10 protein-coding genes are annotated in these 16,575 nt (G+C 67.5%); 5 read left to right on the top strand and 5 right to left on the bottom strand.

The window, feature by feature from the left end:
• The first annotated feature begins 19 nt into the window (after nucleotides 1-19).
• Complete coding sequence (locus RIF23_RS13310; RefSeq protein ID WP_310912808.1) at nucleotides 20-1,348, top strand: lysine N(6)-hydroxylase/L-ornithine N(5)-oxygenase family protein; 1,329 nt, start codon at nucleotides 20-22, stop codon at nucleotides 1,346-1,348.
• Nucleotides 1,345-3,783 carry a GNAT family N-acetyltransferase gene (locus RIF23_RS13305; RefSeq protein WP_310912807.1) on the top strand — a complete coding sequence of 813 codons (2,439 nt, stop codon included), beginning with the start codon at nucleotides 1,345-1,347 and terminating at the stop codon, nucleotides 3,781-3,783. Before RIF23_RS13310 ends, RIF23_RS13305 begins: the two co-directional genes overlap by 4 nt.
• On the opposite strand, the gene RIF23_RS13300 is transcribed toward RIF23_RS13305, so the two are convergent.
• The gene (locus RIF23_RS13300) at nucleotides 3,734-5,836 is read right to left on the bottom strand and encodes a DNA gyrase/topoisomerase IV subunit B (RefSeq protein WP_310912806.1); all 2,103 of its coding nucleotides are present in this window, start codon (nucleotides 5,834-5,836) and stop codon (nucleotides 3,734-3,736) included. The two genes, RIF23_RS13305 and RIF23_RS13300, sit on opposite strands and share 50 nt — an antisense overlap.
• Before the next feature lie 331 nt (nucleotides 5,837-6,167).
• On the opposite strand from RIF23_RS13300, the gene RIF23_RS13295 reads away from it, so the two are divergent.
• The gene (locus RIF23_RS13295) at nucleotides 6,168-6,398 is read left to right on the top strand and encodes a DUF7455 domain-containing protein (protein ID WP_310912805.1); all 231 of its coding nucleotides are present in this window, start codon (nucleotides 6,168-6,170) and stop codon (nucleotides 6,396-6,398) included.
• A 471-nt stretch (nucleotides 6,399-6,869) separates the two neighbouring features.
• Nucleotides 6,870-7,694 carry a YaaA family protein gene (locus RIF23_RS13290; protein ID WP_310912804.1) on the top strand — a complete coding sequence of 275 codons (825 nt, stop codon included), beginning with the start codon at nucleotides 6,870-6,872 and terminating at the stop codon, nucleotides 7,692-7,694.
• Between the two features lie 368 nt (nucleotides 7,695-8,062).
• Here RIF23_RS13290 and RIF23_RS13285 read toward each other — a convergent pair whose 3' ends face one another.
• On the bottom strand, nucleotides 8,063-9,823 hold the full coding sequence (locus tag RIF23_RS13285; protein ID WP_310912956.1) for an RNA polymerase sigma factor: 1,761 nt from the start codon (nucleotides 9,821-9,823) through the stop codon (nucleotides 8,063-8,065).
• 928 nt (nucleotides 9,824-10,751) lie between these two features.
• Here RIF23_RS13285 and RIF23_RS13280 point away from each other — a divergent pair.
• Entirely contained in the window at nucleotides 10,752-12,287 is a 1,536-nt protein-coding gene (locus tag RIF23_RS13280; RefSeq protein WP_310912803.1) for a hypothetical protein, read from the top strand.
• Nucleotides 12,288-12,303: 16 nt separating this feature from the next.
• Here RIF23_RS13280 and RIF23_RS13275 read toward each other — a convergent pair whose 3' ends face one another.
• The 3 genes from RIF23_RS13275 to RIF23_RS13265 form a co-directional block, all read right to left on the bottom strand.
• Nucleotides 12,304-13,035, bottom strand: a complete 732-nt coding sequence (locus RIF23_RS13275) for a nucleotidyltransferase family protein (protein ID WP_310912802.1) — start codon at nucleotides 13,033-13,035, stop codon at nucleotides 12,304-12,306.
• A 53-nt stretch (nucleotides 13,036-13,088) separates the two neighbouring features.
• Nucleotides 13,089-15,596, bottom strand: coding sequence for an AAA family ATPase (locus RIF23_RS13270; RefSeq protein ID WP_310912801.1), 2,508 nt, complete (start codon nucleotides 15,594-15,596; stop codon nucleotides 13,089-13,091).
• A 171-nt stretch (nucleotides 15,597-15,767) separates the two neighbouring features.
• Nucleotides 15,768-16,457, bottom strand: coding sequence for a ribonuclease HII (locus RIF23_RS13265; RefSeq protein ID WP_310912955.1), 690 nt, complete (start codon nucleotides 16,455-16,457; stop codon nucleotides 15,768-15,770).
• Nucleotides 16,458-16,575: the final 118 nt, after the last annotated feature.

Raw genomic sequence — 16,575 nt, 5'->3', positions numbered from 1 at the left:
CCGGAGAACGGAGGACACAATGCCCGAAGCACCAACCGCGCACGGCGCCGATGCCCACGACGTCCTAGCCGTCGGGCTGGGGCCGTTCAACCTCGGCCTGGCCTGCCTGAGCGAGCCGCTTTCGGACCTGGACGTGGTGGTCCTGGAGCAGGAACCAGAATTCACCTGGCACGGTGGCATGCTGCTCGACGAGGCCACCCTCCAGACCCCCTTCCTCGCCGACCTGGTCACCCTGGCTGACCCGACCTCGCCCTACTCCTTCCTGAACTACCTCAAGGCGTCCAACCGCCTATACCCCTTCTACATCCGGGAAAGCTTCTTTCCCCTACGCAGCGAGTTCAACGACTACTGCCGTTGGGCGACCGAGCGGCTCGGCAACCAACACCTGCATTTCGACACCCGGGTCACCGCGATCCGACACGACCCGGGCACCGACCACTACCTGGTCCAGGCCATCCGGCCCACGACCGGCGAGGAGCTCACCTACCGCGCCCGCCGTCTGGTGTTGGGCACCGGCACACCGCCGCACCTACCGGACGCCTTCTCCGAAATCGACACCGCGGGCCTGCACAGTTCCCACTATCTGTCGCGACGCGAACAGCTCGTAGCCAGCAGCAGCATCACCGTGGTGGGCAGCGGCCAGAGCGCCGCCGAGATCTACTACGACCTACTGCGCGACATCGACCGCCACGACTACGCACTCACCTGGGTAACCCGCTCCCCCCGGTTCTTTCCCCTGGAGTACACGAAGCTGACCCTGGAGCTCACCTCCCCCGACTACACCGACCACTTCCACGCACTCCCCGCCGCCACCCGCGAGGCGCTGCTGCGGCAGCAGAACCCGCTGTACAAGGGAATCGACAGCAGCCTGATCAACGAGATCTACGAGCTGCTGTACACGAAGTCGCACCGGGGCCACTGCCCGACACGGCTGCTGCCGGCCACAGCGGTCACCGGTGCCCATCGCGACCCCGACAGCGGCACCTTCGAGCTCCAGCTGCACCACACCGAGCAGGACGTGCGCCACACCCACACCACAGCGGAGGTGGTGCTGGCCACGGGCTACTCCTACCGTCCTCCGGACTTCCTTTCCCCGATCGCCGAACGGCTGCGCTGGGATGGCGAGGGCCGCCTGGTCGCGGCCCGCAACTACAGCGTGGACCAGCGTGGCTCCGAGGTTTTCGTCCAGAACGCCGAACTGCACACGCACGGCTTCGTCACCCCGGACCTGGGCATGGCTGCCTACCGAAACTCATCCATCCTGCGTGAGCTCACCGGCCGCGAGCCCTACCCCGTCGAGTCCACCACCACGTTCCAGACCTTCACCGCACCCATGGAGCTGCCGTGACCGAGACCGTGTTCGTCCGTACCGACCCTTGCCTGGGGAGATTCTCCCTCCACCACGTGGACCGGGCCAGCCACATCCCACTGCTGCACTCATGGCTCACCCACCCCAAGTCCGTCTTCTGGCAATTGGGATCGGCCACCCAGGCCGACATCGAACGCGAATTCACCGAGATCGAGGAAGATCCACACCGTCTGGCCCTGCTGGGCCAGCACGACGGCCAGCCGGCGTTCCTGGTCGAGCGCTACAGTCCGCAGCACACCCCGCTACGGCACCACTATCAGGGACGCACCGGCGACACCGGGATGCACGTTCTCGTCGCACCCACCGACACGCCCCGGCACGGCTTCACCCGTGCCGTCCTGGACACCGTCATGCAGTGGCTGTTCGCCACCCCCGGAGTGGAGCGTGTTGTCGTGGAACCCGACGTGCGCAACCGAAAGATGCACCGGTTGAACGCCGCTGTGGGCTTCCAGATCCACCACACCATCGACCTTCCCGACAAACAGGCCTACCTCAGCACCTGCACCCGACAGCAGTACCACGCCACGACGCCGCACGGCGCCGCCCCACAGCCCACAACCACGGGCCCCGACCCGGCGCGCGAGCGGCCGGACACGGTCATTAGCCATCTCACCCCGGACACGTGGCACCGTGCCAACCGCCTACTGACCGCCAAGGCGCTCGCGGAGTTCGCCCACGAACGGCTGGTGCTCCCTCGGCTCGAAGGGCGGGACTACGTGGTCACCAGTGACGACACCCGCACCGAATACCGCTTCACGGCCCGTCGACGATCGCTGGACCACTGGGTGGTGGATCCCGAGAGCATCACCCGGATCCGGGACGGACAGGAACTCTCACCGGAGACAACCGCCCTCGTCCTGGATCTACGGGAGACCCTGGACATCGATCCCACACTGCTACCGACCTATCTTGAAGAGCTGACCACCACCCTGGCCAGCTGGTCCCACAAGTTGGCCACCCGCCGTCACACCGCCGCCGAGCTCGCACACAGCGACTTCCAGACCATCGAGGCCGGGATGACCGAGGGGCACCCGTGTTTCGTCGCCAACAGCGGCCGGATCGGCCTGGATGCCAATGAGTATCTGGCCTACGCTCCGGAGACCGGTGCCACAACCCGACTGGTGTGGCTGGCGGCACGCCGCGAATACTGCACGCTCACCCACAGCCACGACCTGGACCGCCAGACGCTGCTCACCACCGAGCTGGCCCCGGACACGCTGGAGCGATTCACGCGCGTCCTCGCCGAACAGGCACTCACGCTGGCGGACGTGCATCTCATCCCCGTCCATCCCTGGCAGTGGTGGAACCGCACCACAGTCACCTTCGCCGACGCGTTGGCGCGCCGTGACCTCATCTGCCTCGGCTACGGTGACGACGACTACCAGCCCCAACAGTCCGTCCGCACCCTCTACAACCGCAGTGCACCCCACCGCCACTACGTCAAAACAGCCATGTCCGTACGCAATATGGGGTTCCTGCGTGGACTGTCCGCGGCGTATATGCGCTCCACCCCGGCGATCAACGACTGGGTCACCCGCATCGTTGTCGAGGACCCCGAGCTGCGGGCGAGCGGGTTCACCGTGCTGCGGGAACGCGCCGCCGTGGGCTTCCACCACGAACACTATGAGGCAGCCACCGAGAGCGGATCGCCGTACCGGATGATGCTCGCCGCACTCTGGCGGGAGAGCCCCCACACGCACCTCGACCCGGGCAGCAACCAGCGTCTGGCGACGATGGCGGCACTGTTGCACGTGGACAGTGCGGGTGAGTCCCTGGTCGCAGCACTCATCGCCGAGTCGCAGCTCGGTGCGCGAGAGTGGCTGCGACGCTATCTGGACGTCTATCTCCGTCCCATCCTGCACTGTTTCTACGCCCACGACCTGGTCTTCATGCCACACGGGGAGAACGTCATCCTGGTGCTGGAACAGGGCGTGCCTCACCGTGCACTGATCAAGGACATCGCCGAAGAAGTTGCTCTGTTGGACCCGGACCGCCCCCTCCCCCAGGGCGTGGCGCGCATCCGCGCCGAGGTCGACGAGGAACTGCGTCCACTGTCGATCCTCACCGACGTATTCGACTGTTTTCTCCGGTTCCTCAACTCCGTGCTGGCCGAAGAGGGACTGCTCGCCGAGGAGGACTTCTGGCAGGTCGTTGCGCAGTGCGTCGCTGACTACCAACACGATCACCCCGAGCTGAACTCCCGGTTCGCCCGTTGGGACCTGTTCACCGAACGCTTCGGACTGTCCTGCCTGAACCGCCTGCAACTGCGCAACAACGAACGGATGGTGGACCTCCAGGACCCCGCCAGTGCCATCCAGCTGGCAGGGGACCTTCAGAATCCGATCGCCGCCTACGCACCGGACGTTAAGCGTCGATCCGGGACAGATCCAGCTCCTGTGCCCCCTCGGCGATGAACCGGCGCCGCGGGGCGACCTCGTTACCCATCAGCAGGTCGAACACCCCCGCGGCCTCTTCCGCGTGTTCCACCCGGATCCGGCGCAGCGTCCGGTGGCGGGGATCCATGGTGGTCTCGGCCAACTGGTCGGCGTCCATCTCGCCCAGTCCCTTGTACCGCTGCACCGGCTCCTTCCAGGTGAAGCCCTTACGCTCCAGCTCCAACAGGCGCCGCTGAAGCTCGGCGTCCGAGTAGGTGTAGAGGTACCGGTCCGCCTTGGCGCCCCGTTTCCGGGCAACATTGGTTAGTTCCACCCGGTGCAGGGGCGGGACGGCGGCGTAGACCCGGCCTTCCTCCAGCAGGGGGCGCATGTATCGGTAGAACAGGGTCAGCAGGAGGCAGCGGATGTGGGCACCGTCGACATCCGCGTCCGCCATGATGATGACCCGTCCGTAGCGGGCCGCGGTCACGTCGAAGCCGCGCCCGGAGCCGGCACCGATCACCTGCAAGATCGCGGCACATTCCGCGTTCTTGAGCATGTCGGCCATAGAGGCCTTCTGCACGTTGAGAATCTTGCCTCGGATCGGTAGCAGCGCCTGGAACTCGGAATTGCGGGCCAGTTTGGCCGTGCCCAGGGCGGAGTCACCCTCCACGATGAACAGTTCGCTGGACTCCATCCCCTCGCTCCGACAGTCCACCAGCTTGGCGGGCAGGGCGGAGTTCTCCAGGGCGGTCTTGCGGCGCTGGTTCTCCCGCTGTTGCCGGGCGGCCTGTCGTGCCTTGGCCGCGTTGACGATCTTCTCCAGCACCGTACGCGCCTGTTGACGCTGCGCCCGCTTGGTGGAACCGAGAAACGCCCGGAGCTCGTGCCCGACCACCTGGGAGACAATCCGGCTCGCCGCCGAAGTTCCGAGGATCTCCTTGGTTTGGCCTTCGAACTGGGGCTCGGGCAGGCGTACGGTAACCACCGCCGTCAGCCCCTCCAGCACGTCCTCCTTCACGACCGGGTCCTCATTCGCCTTGAGGAGCTTCGCGCTGCGCAGCTGATCGTTGACGACCCGGACCAGGGCCCGCTCGAAACCCGCGACATGGGTGCCGCCCTTGGGGGTGGCGATCACGTTAACGAAGGAACGCACCGTCGGGTCATAGCCGTTTCCCCAGCGCAAGGCGACATCCACGTCCAGCGTGCGCTCTACCTCCGTGGGCACCATGTGCCCACTGTCGTCCAGGACCGGCACGGTCTCGGTGAAGGTACCCGCCCCCTGAAGTCGCAGCACGTCGCTGACGGGTTCGTCGGGAGCGAGGTAGGTGCAGTACTCGCTAATTCCCCCGTCGAAGCGAAACTCCTCCTCCACCGGGGGGCTGCCCTCTCCCCGTTCATCCCGGACCGCGATGGTCAGCCCGGGGATAAGGAATGCCGTCTGGCGGGCGCGGCCGAGCAGCGCGTCCAGGGCAATGTCGGCGTCCTTCAGAAAGATCTGACGGTCCGGCCAGAACCGGACCCGGGTTCCCGTGACCGAGCGTGCGACCCGGCGCCCCACGGTCAGCCCGGAGCCCGCAGTGAAATCGGCGTCCGGGCCGCTGCCGTCGAAGGTGCCGGGAATTCCACGGCGAAAACTCATGGAGCTGGTGCGGCCGTCCCGGTCCACCTCCACATCCAGTCGGGCCGAGAGCGCATTCACCACCGACGCGCCCACCCCGTGGAGCCCGCCGGAGGCCGTGTAGGAGCCCGAGCCGAACTTGCCCCCGGCGTGCAGCCGGGTCATGACCACCTCGACCCCGGGAAGCCCAGACTTGGGCTCGATGTCCACCGGGATTCCCCGGCCATCGTCCCGGACCTCGACGGCACCGTCGGCGGCCAACACCACATCGATCCGGGAACAGTGCCCGGCCAGCGCCTCGTCGACCGAGTTGTCGACGATTTCCCACAGACAGTGGGTGAGACCCCGGCTGTCCGTCGACCCGACGTACATGCCAGGCCGTTTACGGACCGCCTCCAGCCCCTCCAGCACCGAGAGATGGCGCGCAGAGTAGTCGTCGGGCTCGTGCAATTCGGCAGTAGCGGCGGTCACGGAGACACTCCCGAGCGGTCGAGGGCGGTCTGGCCTCGTCACGGACGAGGGCACGGTACTACGACGATCGAAGGTATGCGGCGGGTGCCCGCAGACATGTGGACTGTCCCATTCGCGGAGCAAGCATAGGCACAGCCGTTCGAACCGAGGCTATCGGCACGCCACGACACTGGCGCCCGGCCAGCCCCACCCGAGATCCAAACGATGACGGTGACACACCCCACAAATTGGGCCGATTCCGCTGTTGGCGTACAACAGCACTGGCCGGGAAGTTCCATGTCAGGTTAGATGTTGAGCGAGGTGACTAACGCCGAGCATTGAGGAAGGCGAAGTGACTGGAACTCTTGCACCCACACAGCCCCTGACCGCCGCAGATCGGTGCGACCGCTGTGGCGCCCAGGCGTATGTCCGGGTGGTGCTGAACTCCGGCGGCGACCTGCTGTTCTGTGCGCACCACGCGCGCAAGCACGATGACGAACTGCGCAAGATCGCCGCAGAAATCCAGGACGAGACCAGCAAGCTTCAGGAGAATCCGGCCACCGCGGCCGAGGACGAGCGTTAGCCCCGAACAGGACGTGCGGTGGCGGTTCTGCCGGTCGGGCAGAACCGCCACCGAGGTCACTGGGGCGGGACGTCCACCCTGTGGATAGGGCCAGTGGTCGCGGGCATGTCCGGTTCCCTGCGCCCGAGTGGGACGCACAACCGTTGCGGACTGTGTGGTCCCGGGGAATCCCGGGTGCCCGCTGCTCGGCAACTGCACGGTCAGCCACGCTGTCAGCGACAGCACCGGGTTTATGGGCCGGCTGCCCGTCTCTATCCTTGCGGGGCACGGTCGTCCCCAAACTCATGACCGGCGCGTTTCCAATACACCCGCCGGCGGACAGCTCCCCGGCCGTAGGCCCACGGGGGTTCGCGGGTCTGGGGTGGCTGACCGGACGGGGCATCGGGGCGTCATGTGGTAAGAACGACGCCGGACACTCGTTCCCGGGTGCGCGCTCTGGCAGCACCAGGATCACTGACCCCGGAGGATCACATGTTCGTCCTACTCCCGCCGTCCGCCGGGAAGGCACCCGCGGGGAACGGTCCTCCGGTCGATTTCTCCCGGCTCACGTTCCCGGATCTCACCTGGCCGCGGGAGCAGGTCCTGGCCGAGCTGGAAAAGGTCTGCGCGGACGATCAGGGTGACCCCGCCGGCACGAGCGCACGGGAGATCCTGGGACTCTCCGCACGCCAGGGCGCCGCGGTAACCGCCAACCGGGAACTGCGCCACGCACCGACACTGCCCGCTGCGCAACGCTACACCGGAGTGCTCTACGACGCCCTGGACCTGCCAGGACTGCGCAGTGGACCATCGGGCCTCAACGTCACCCGCTCCGTCCTGATCTTCTCCGGACTGTGGGGCGTGCTGGGAATCGATGACGTGATCCCCGACTACCGGCTATCCATGGACGTGCGGCTGCCGGCCCTGGGGCGACTGTCGACATTCTGGCGCGGACATCTCCAAGACCCGCTCCGGGAACACACGCGGGGGCACCTGCTCGTGGACTGCCGCTCCGCCGCCTACGCCCCCGCCTTCCGAGGCCAGTCCCCAGCCGGGGACCACCGGGGAACAAGGACGGTCACAATTCGGGTACTCCGGGAACGTAGCGTCGAGGGCCGTCGGGAGCGCTCCGTGGTCAGCCATCACGCGAAGGCAGCCCGGGGGCGGGTGGCTCATGCCCTGCTGGCCAACGATGTCCATCCCGAGTCCCCGGCAGAGCTCGTAGACGCCCTCAGGGCCCAGGGATTCCACGTCGAACGCAGCCCGGACGCACACTCCGGCTCCGCAGACCAGATCGACGTGATCGAGCAGGGCTGACCCGGCAGCACCAGACGAGAGAACCCACCGCAATCGCTTCCGTGCGCGGCCCCACAGACACGCGTGTGGGGCGTCACCACCCGGGCGCTGCCCATCTTTATCTCGCTCATACCACGGCTGCGGGATCGTGGGGAACGTCGGATGAGGGGGATCATCACGACAGTACCGGAGAAGCGGTCCTGGAACACTGAGTGCCAGGCGGATGTCGCCCACCAGCGTCCAGGCCGGGCAGGGGGTGCCGCGGCCCCGGACCGGGATTCCCGGTCCGGGGCCGTCCCAGCCAGTCCAGGTACCGACCGTGCCCGACAGTCAGGCGGCCCGCAGGGTCCATCGATCGGCCCCGGCCCGCGGGCGCGAGACCGCGGGGCTCAGTCGAGGTAGTCGCGCAGAACCTGGGAGCGAGAGGGATGCCGCAACTTGGACATCGTCTTACTCTCTATCTGCCGTATCCGCTCCCGGGTGACTCCGTACACCTTGCCGATCTCGTCCAAGGTCTTGGGCTGGCCATCGGTCAGGCCAAAGCGCATGGACACCACGCCGGCCTCGCGCTCCGAAAGCGTGTCCAACACGGAGTGCAGCTGTTCCTGAAGCAGGGTGAAGCTGACCGCTTCTCCAGGCTGGATGGCCTCAGAGTCCTCAATGAGGTCACCGAACTCGCTGTCCCCGTCCTCACCCAACGGAGTGTGCAGCGAAATCGGTTCCCGACCGTACTTCTGGACCTCGACGACCTTCTCCGGGGTCATGTCGAGTTCCTTGGCCAGCTCCTCAGGGCTGGGTTCCCGACCGAGATCCTGGAGCATCTGGCGCTGCACCCGGGCGAGTTTGTTGATGACCTCGACCATGTGCACCGGGATGCGGATGGTGCGGGCCTGGTCGGCCATGGCCCGGGTGATGGCCTGGCGGATCCACCAGGTGGCGTAGGTGGAGAACTTGTAGCCCTTGGTGTAGTCGAACTTCTCCACCGCGCGGATCAGCCCGAGGTTGCCCTCCTGGATCAGGTCCAGGAACAGCATCCCCCGGCCCGTGTAGCGCTTGGCGAGCGAGACCACCAGCCGCAGGTTCGCCTCCAACAGGTGATTCTTGGCCCGACGGCCGTCCTCGGCGATCCAGTCGAGTTCCTCATGCACCTCGGGGCTGAGGGTGGCGCCGGATTCGGCGAGCTTCTCCTCGGCGAACAGACCCGCCTCGATCCGTTTCGCCAGCTCCACCTCCTCCTCAGCGTTGAGCAGCGAGACCTTTCCGATCTGCTTGAGATAGTCCTTAACCGGATCGGCGGTCGCCCCGGCCGCGATGACCTGCGCCGCGGGCGCATCGTCATCATCCTCGTACAGGACGAAGGACTCGTCCTCGGAGGTGTTGGCCACCGCCTTCTCCGGGATACCGGCGACCTCGGGGTTCAGGCCGGCGCCGGCCACCGGACCGTCAACCGCCTCGGGCTCCGAGCTCGGCGGATCCTCCACGAGCTCCAGCTCGACCCCCACGTCCTCGAGGTCGGCCGACTCGTCGCCGTCCGCGCCGGCATCCGGGCCCTCGGTGTCCTCCATGTCCAGCACGGAGTCACTGCTGTCGGCGGTGCCCGCAGCATCCTCGGTGCCCGCGGCATCCACGGCGGCCTCCGGCGCGGCGACCGCGTCCGCCTCGGGAGCGGCCCCGGCCTCAGTACCGACGCCATCGCCATCGGCGGGTGCACTCGCGGCCGCCTGGGTGGACTCACCAGCGGCGGGCTTCGCGGCGGTGGAATCAGAGCTTCCCGTGGTGGCCTTGCCGGCCGCGGTCTTCGTCGCGGATTCCTGGCTCCGTCGCTTGCGGCCACCCGTGGCGGACGTACCGGAAGCGGAGGCCGATGCCGCACCACGACGCTTCTTGCTGCCCCCCGCAGTCTGCGCAGTCTGCGCAGTCTGACCATCGGAAGCCGTTTCGTCGGAGTCCACCACCGCGGTCACGGTGTCCGCGGACTCACGTGCCGCCGCGGTACGGCTGGTGGTGGTACTCCGTCGGTTCGAGCGCTTCCGCTTGGGCGCGGAGTGGTCCGCCCCGACGACAACGGTCACGCCTTCCTTACTCAGAATGCGCAGTACGGCCTGCGCATCCGACATCGGGATGGCAGCCTCATCGAAGGCACGGCGCACGTCCTCGGGCTCAAGGTACCCCTGGGACCGCCCACGCTCGATCAGTTGCTGGATGACGGGCTCATACAGCGACTCCGGCTGCTTAGAGCGGGTCGAACTGGCAGGCGACACAAACACCTCTCGAACGGACGTGTGGCGAGTTTGCTAGATACCGGCGCCGGAGAGCTTGGCGAAGGGGACAGGGGACACTGACACTCGCGCCGGGGCTCTTGCCGGGCTCCTCCCCCAACGGTGGGGAACGCTCTTTCGTTGTGCGCATTCGCGCCTGGACCACCCCGCCCCCAGCGGGGAGCTCTTTCCACCATAGGCAAGGCAACGGAGTTCTTCGTACGGTCCGATACCCCACTTCCGGCGCCTCAACCTGCTACGCCAAGCGACGCTACCTGCCACAACCCGGGAAAAATCCCGGTGTCGCGGCGCAGGAGACACCGAGGGATAACAACGACGAAACAGTGTTCGGACCCGAATACTCCACCCCCTCCGCTGTTCCGGGGACCAGGACTCCTCGGTGCACTGACTGATGGTCTGGCCGTCGATAGACAGGCCCCTCTATCGGGTTCATCGGTGCCAAGCCCCCCGGTGTTACTCCCCAACCAGAATTTCTCTGATCCGGATCTGTGGGGCGCACTCCAGGTAACTGTGCGACTCCAGCGTGTCGGAGGCGCGGCTGCGCGCTCGACGTGGCCCGTCCGTGATCCCAGCAGCGGCTGTCGGATCGGAGCACGGGAGGAACCGAAGCCTACTCCGGACCAGCGCTCCGCCCGAGCCGATGTGAACGCGCCCCGGGACGGCCCCGTACAACTCCACCCGAACTGTCACCGAGGCGCGCACGAAGCCCTCCGCAGGACGTAGCCTCAGGGATGTGTCGTCACGCTTTCCGACCGCAGGCCCGGTAACCTCCGCGACGCCCACGGAGGTGTTCGACGGCATGCTCCGTGCCGCGCGGTCCCTGCTGGCACTACGGCATCCCTTGGACACCGAGCTCGCGATCAGTGAGCTGCTCGGTGCGTGGTGGGGCCAGCAGGTCCCGGACGGCGACGTCGAGCGGATCATCGGTGAGGGGCTGATTCAGCACGCGGCAGACTCGGCGACGTCCGCAGCCTGCGCCCTCCTCAGCGGCATCAGCTCCCTGGGGCGAACGCGGCGCCAGCGGCTGGCTGCGCGGTGGGCACTCTACGATCTACTCCGGCAGGGCACACCACGACCGCGTTGGGCCGAACTCCTGGGCACGGCCCGCCCCGGAGACTGCTACGTGTCCGGCTCCCGGTTCGGAGACACCGACGACGTGATCTGCACCTTCGACTACGGCGATGCCGATGATCCGGACCGCCATGCGGTGATCGCCGTGATCGACCACAACGCTGGCGGGGTGCTCCGCGATGTGTGGGTCACCTCCAAGGTGACGACACTCGTCGACCATGGTTGGGCCACCACGCACCGGGATCCGATGGCGACGTTCACCCCCCTGCCGGCCACGCGAGCCCGCACGCTGCTGGAAACGGCCGTGGTCCGCACCGAAGCCGCACTCACCCACGAACGAGGACTGGGTCAGGCGGTCAGCCCGGTATCCACGGACCTGACCCGGGACACGCTCGCCCATCACCACGCGCTCCTACGCGCGCGGATTCGGCAGCTTCCCAGTGCTCCTTCGGTGGTGACCCAACCCTGGCGCCGGGAGCACCGCGCGACACTGGCCGCACGATTTCTCGCCTCTCCCGAGGCGGCTGATCTCTCGGACAGCTACACAGCGAGTCGCTGTGTGGACCACATCATCGACTACGGCAGTGACCTGGACTCGGGACGTCCGCTGCGCGTCAGTCCCCGCAAGGTGGAGGCGTTCCTGCTGTCCTGGCTGCCCCGCCGGGTGGTGTTGAGCCCGGCGGAGCGCGAGGCGATGCCCCATGTCCTGGCCGCCTGGATACGGTGGGCGGCCCCGCGTTCCGGCCTGCCCGCCGAAGCTCGGGACGCCACCCTGGATGCCCTCTGGGAGGCGACACGGTGCCTCGTTGACGCCGGCCAGGATCCGGTGGCGGTCACCGGAATGCGCCCGGAAACCGTGCGCCGGCTCCTCCCGGACGGCGACCTGGCTGCCCTGCCACGGCGAATATTCGCCTTCCCCCTGTTGACCAGTGACTACCTGGCCGAGGACGACGCCTACGATCCGACCACCCCAGAGGGGCGGCGGGCTCTGCTACGGCTCGACCATTTCAATGGCCAGCAGGCCAGCCAGGGGCGGCACAGCACGGACTCGTTCGAGGGCAGTCCAGAACTGGAGGAAGCCCTGGACTGCCACGAGGAACTGGCTCGCCGGCTGTGGGACGACGACCCGCCCAACCTCTGGGCGGCGGCTCGGCGGCTGCTGGACCGGGGCCACAGTCGGATGGTCGTTCTGGAAACGCTCCTGGATGTCCTTACCAACGGTGAGGACAGCCGCGCACTGGTGAAGCGTCTCGACGACCTGTGAGGCCCGGATCCGCCGTTCACCCGGACGGGAACCGGGTCAGTTCCGGGATCTGTGCGCTGGCCTCCTTGACATCTTTGACCGTGTCCACGCCACGCCAGAATCCCTCGATCCGGTAGCCGAAGAGGCGCCCCTGCGCGGCCAGCTCCGGGAAGGTGGAGGATTCGTGGTCACCGCGTTCGGGGAGCAGCGGGGTCGTGGCCGCGTCGAACAGATAGACCCCAGCGTTGATCCAGAACGGCAGGAGCGGGCTCTGTTCGAAACCCTTGATGGTTCCGTCCTCGACCACGTCCACAATCCCCCAGCTGGTCCGGTACTGAGCGAGGGCCAAGGTCGCCAGTCCACCCTTCGCGGCGTGGTACCGGGCGAAATCATCCAGAGGAAACCACGTCAACACGTCACCGTTCAGCGCCAGGTAGGCCGCATCCCGCTCCGGGAGGGCACGCGCCGCATAGCGCAGAGCCCCGCCGCGGCCCAGCGGCTCGTCCTCGACCAACACGGAGACGTCGGGGGCCCCGGAACGTTGCTGGAGATGGTCGTGCAACACCTCCGCCTTGTACCCGCAGGAGACCACAACGTGCTCCACGTCGTACCGCGCGAGCCATTCCAGCTGGTAGTCGATGATGGGGCGGTCGGCTACCTCCACCATCGCCTTGGGCCGCGTATCGGTGTAGGGGCGGAGTCGTGTCGCCTGCCCTCCGGCCAGGATGACGGCCTGGCGTGCGGGACTCCCGCTCGTCGATGCGTTCATAGCCGGAGGCTAACACCGGCACACCGCAGGTGGCGGCGCCTGCGACCCAAAAGTTACTCTTGAGTAAGTCGGGTGTAGGCGGACCGGAGGTCGGCACTGGTGATCCTGGTCAGATCGGCGGCACTTGCCGCCTCTCCCAACTGCTCCGCCACACGCAGATCCCGATGGGAACAGGCGCGTTCGAACAGGGACCGAGCGAACCGGCCATTGCCCAACTGGTCGATCCAGCCCTCCGCACAGACGTAGCCAAAGATGCGCTCCAGGTCGTCGCGGGCGTCATTGTCGAACCGATCACCACTGGCATCCGCGAGCGCAACGGCGATGTCGGTGAGTTCGGCCGCAGTGTAGCTGGGAAACTGAACCCGCATGTTGAACCGGGACGACAGCCCCGCGTTGCTGGCGAGAAAGCGATCCATCTCCTCGGGGTAGCCCGCCAGGACGACGACCAGGCGTGAGCGGTCATCTTCGGCCCGCTTCAGCAGGGTCTGGATGGCCTCGGCCCCGAACGCGTCCCCACCGCTGTATCCGGGGTTGGCCAGGGAGTAGGCCTCATCGACGAACAGCACGCCCCCGAGGGCCGAATCCACCAGGCGATTGGTCTTCACCGCGGTCGCACCCATGTGCTCGCCCACGAGGTCCGCCCGCTGGGCCTCCACTACCTCCGGGCGGCTGAGGAGGCCCAGTGCTGCGAAGATTCGTCCCAGGACCCGTGCGACGGATGTCTTTCCGGTGCCCGGCGGGCCAACAAAGACGAAGTGCCGCATTGGCGGTTGGGTCTGTAGCCCCTGAGCGCTCCGCAGCCGGGCCACGCGCAGCTGCGCCGTGATGGATCGGACCTGCTCCTTGACCGGCTCCAACCCCGTCATCGCGTCCAACTCCGCCAATGCCTGACCGAGGTCGGGAGGAGTACCGTGACCATGCAGGCGCTCGGTCAGCTCGCCGTAGGCACGGTTCACGTCGGCCACCCGGATCGTGGTGAGCTCGGTGGCGTCGGGGGGCCCGGACTCGTTTCCCGTGGAATGTGCGGTGCCGGCCGCATCCCCCCCGTGCGCGCTCGTGACCACACGCACATCCCGCGCCTCCGCAGCCTTCTCCACCAACGACCGGGCGAATCGGCCGTTTCCCAGCTCGTCGATCCGCTCCGCAGCCTGCGCGAAACGGTCGGCGAGCGCGGAACGTGCGTCCGTGTCCAGCTCGTCACCCCGCTGGACGCAGAGGCGCTCCGCGATCGCGACCAGTTCCTCGGCACTGTAGCTGGGAAAGGTGATTCGTGTCGCGAACCGCGAGGACAACCCCGGGTTCGACGCCAGCAGCCGGTCCATCTCTTCCTCGTAGCCCGCGAGGATGACGACGAGCTGATCCCGGTCGTCCTCGGCCCGTTTCAGCAGGGTCTGCACGGCCTCGGCCCCGAAGCGGTCCGGCTGCCCGTCGCCGTCGTTGACCAGTGCGTAGGCTTCGTCGATGAACAGGACTCCCCCCAGGGCTTGGTCGATCAGGGCGTTGGTTTTGATCGCGGTCGCCCCGAGATACTCGCCCACCAGGTCGACCCGCTGCGCCTCGACAACCCGTGCGCTGGGCAGCAGACCAAAGGAGTGCAGGATCGTGGCCAGTGTTCGTGCCACACTTGTCTTCCCGGTACCGGGCGGACCCGAGAACACCAGATGCCGTAGGGGGCGCTCGACCTCCAATCCGGCGTCCGCGCGAAGGCGGGCGGCCTCGATGGACGCGGCGATTGAGCGGACCTGCTGCTTGACCGGATCCAGGCCGATCATGGCCTCCAGCTGGGCCAGGGCATCCTCAACCGGAATCGGCTCGTCGTCCTGCGGGTTCGGTGAGGCCGGCGTGGCGGTGGCCGGGGAGCGCTGCCGCTGTTCAACCGCGCGATCCGGTATGGCGTGCCCCGTCTCGGATTCCGGGCCCGCTGCCCGACCGGAGGTTCCCGGTGTGTCGTCCACAGCGGAGTCGGGTGGGGTTGTCGTGCGCCGGGAGGTTCCGCCTTGGAGTGCCAGCCCGGCGAGGGCCCGCCACAGGAGCGCACCGCCCGCGGCGATGACGGCCGTCCCCACCCCGAGCCATTCCGGAACGGTGTCGGTAATCATCCTGGGCAGCCCCACGGCAAGGCCCAGAATCAGAGCCACGAGCAGTGCGAGCAGCGTGGTATGCCAGACGGGGAAGGTGCGGATCCGGCTGGCGAGCAGCGCCACCGGAATCGGCAGCAGTAGCGGCACCAGGGACCATGGTGAGGCGTAGTCCACGGTCTGGCCGAACAGGGGATAGGCCACCAGGGCCCACACCACGCACACCAGCACGGTTGCCACGGCGTCGACCGAGCGCATCAGTGCCGCAAGAAGAACCAGCCCCAGCAGGGCGGTGCCCAGGGAGGCGAGCACCGGCATTCCGGCCAGCCACGCGGCAAGGGCAACGAGGGCGAGTACGAGGGCACCTGCCACCAGTCGGGAGCGCAGCGAGTGTCGGTAGTACCACTCCCGAAGCCGTGACAGCGCCCCCCTGGTCTGGCCGCGCTCCGGGCCCGCCGCTGGGGGCGGCGTGTTCTGTGGCATCCCATCCCCTCATTTGGTCCGTCGGGGGCGGCAGCCTACGGCCGCGCACGCCCCCGCACCTCCGGAGTGCGGGAGTCTCGCGGACCAACTCCGCACCACCTTGTATAACGCACCGGGGCCAGTCCCCCCGCTGTCCCGGAACAGGCGTGGCGGCCCGAACGCCACCCGGGATCACAGGAGGGTTGTCTGGCCACCAGGGGCGGGGCGTGGACGGCGCAGATGCCGCCACTGCGGCAGCGCGTCCATATAGGCCCAGGAACGCCGGTGCTGGTCGGTGGGACCCCAGTCGGTGAGGGCCTGTCGGTGCACCGGCGAGGGATACCCGACACCACTGGCGAATCCATAGCCTGGATAGTGCTGGTCGAGTTCGGTCATCTGGGCGTCCCGGTGGCACTTGGCGAGAATCGACGCGGCGGCGACGCTGAGACACTCCAGATCTGCGCCCACGCGGGTGTGGACTGGCCACGGGGGACCGATGAAGTCGTGCCGGCCGTCCAGCAGGACCGCCTCCGGCGGGGGGCACCCCTGCGCGGACAGACCGTCCAGCGCGCGGTGCGCCGAACGGCGCAGGGCCTCGGTCATACCCACGGCATCGATCTCCTCCGCCTCGGCCTGGCCGAACGCGTAGCAGCGCACCCAGGAACGTAGGTGTACGGCCACGTCCTGGCGGCGACGGCGGCTCAGACGTTTGGAATCGGTGAGCCCTTCGGGGGGTGCGGTCTCTCCCGGGACTGCGGCGCAGACCACGACCGGGCCGGCCCAGGCCCCCCGACCGACCTCGTCGATCCCAGCGACGGGGCCGGCTCCGCCGGCAACCAGGCTGTCCTCGAGTTCACGTGTGGGTGGCTGCCATTCGGTCATCCGGCCCAGGGTAGTGGCCGCACGAAACGCGGGCATGCGTCTATCCAAGATGGGGATACACAAGGTATTTTCTCAGCTACCCAACGTAGCAATTGGTTTGGGGGTGTAGTGCCGACAC

The organism is Lipingzhangella rawalii (genome assembly GCF_031628175.1).
Taxonomy (GTDB): domain Bacteria; phylum Actinomycetota; class Actinomycetes; order Streptosporangiales; family Streptosporangiaceae; genus Lipingzhangella_A; species Lipingzhangella_A rawalii.
Note: the sequence above shows the minus strand (reverse complement) of the source record. Positions and strands in the feature narration are given on the sequence as shown.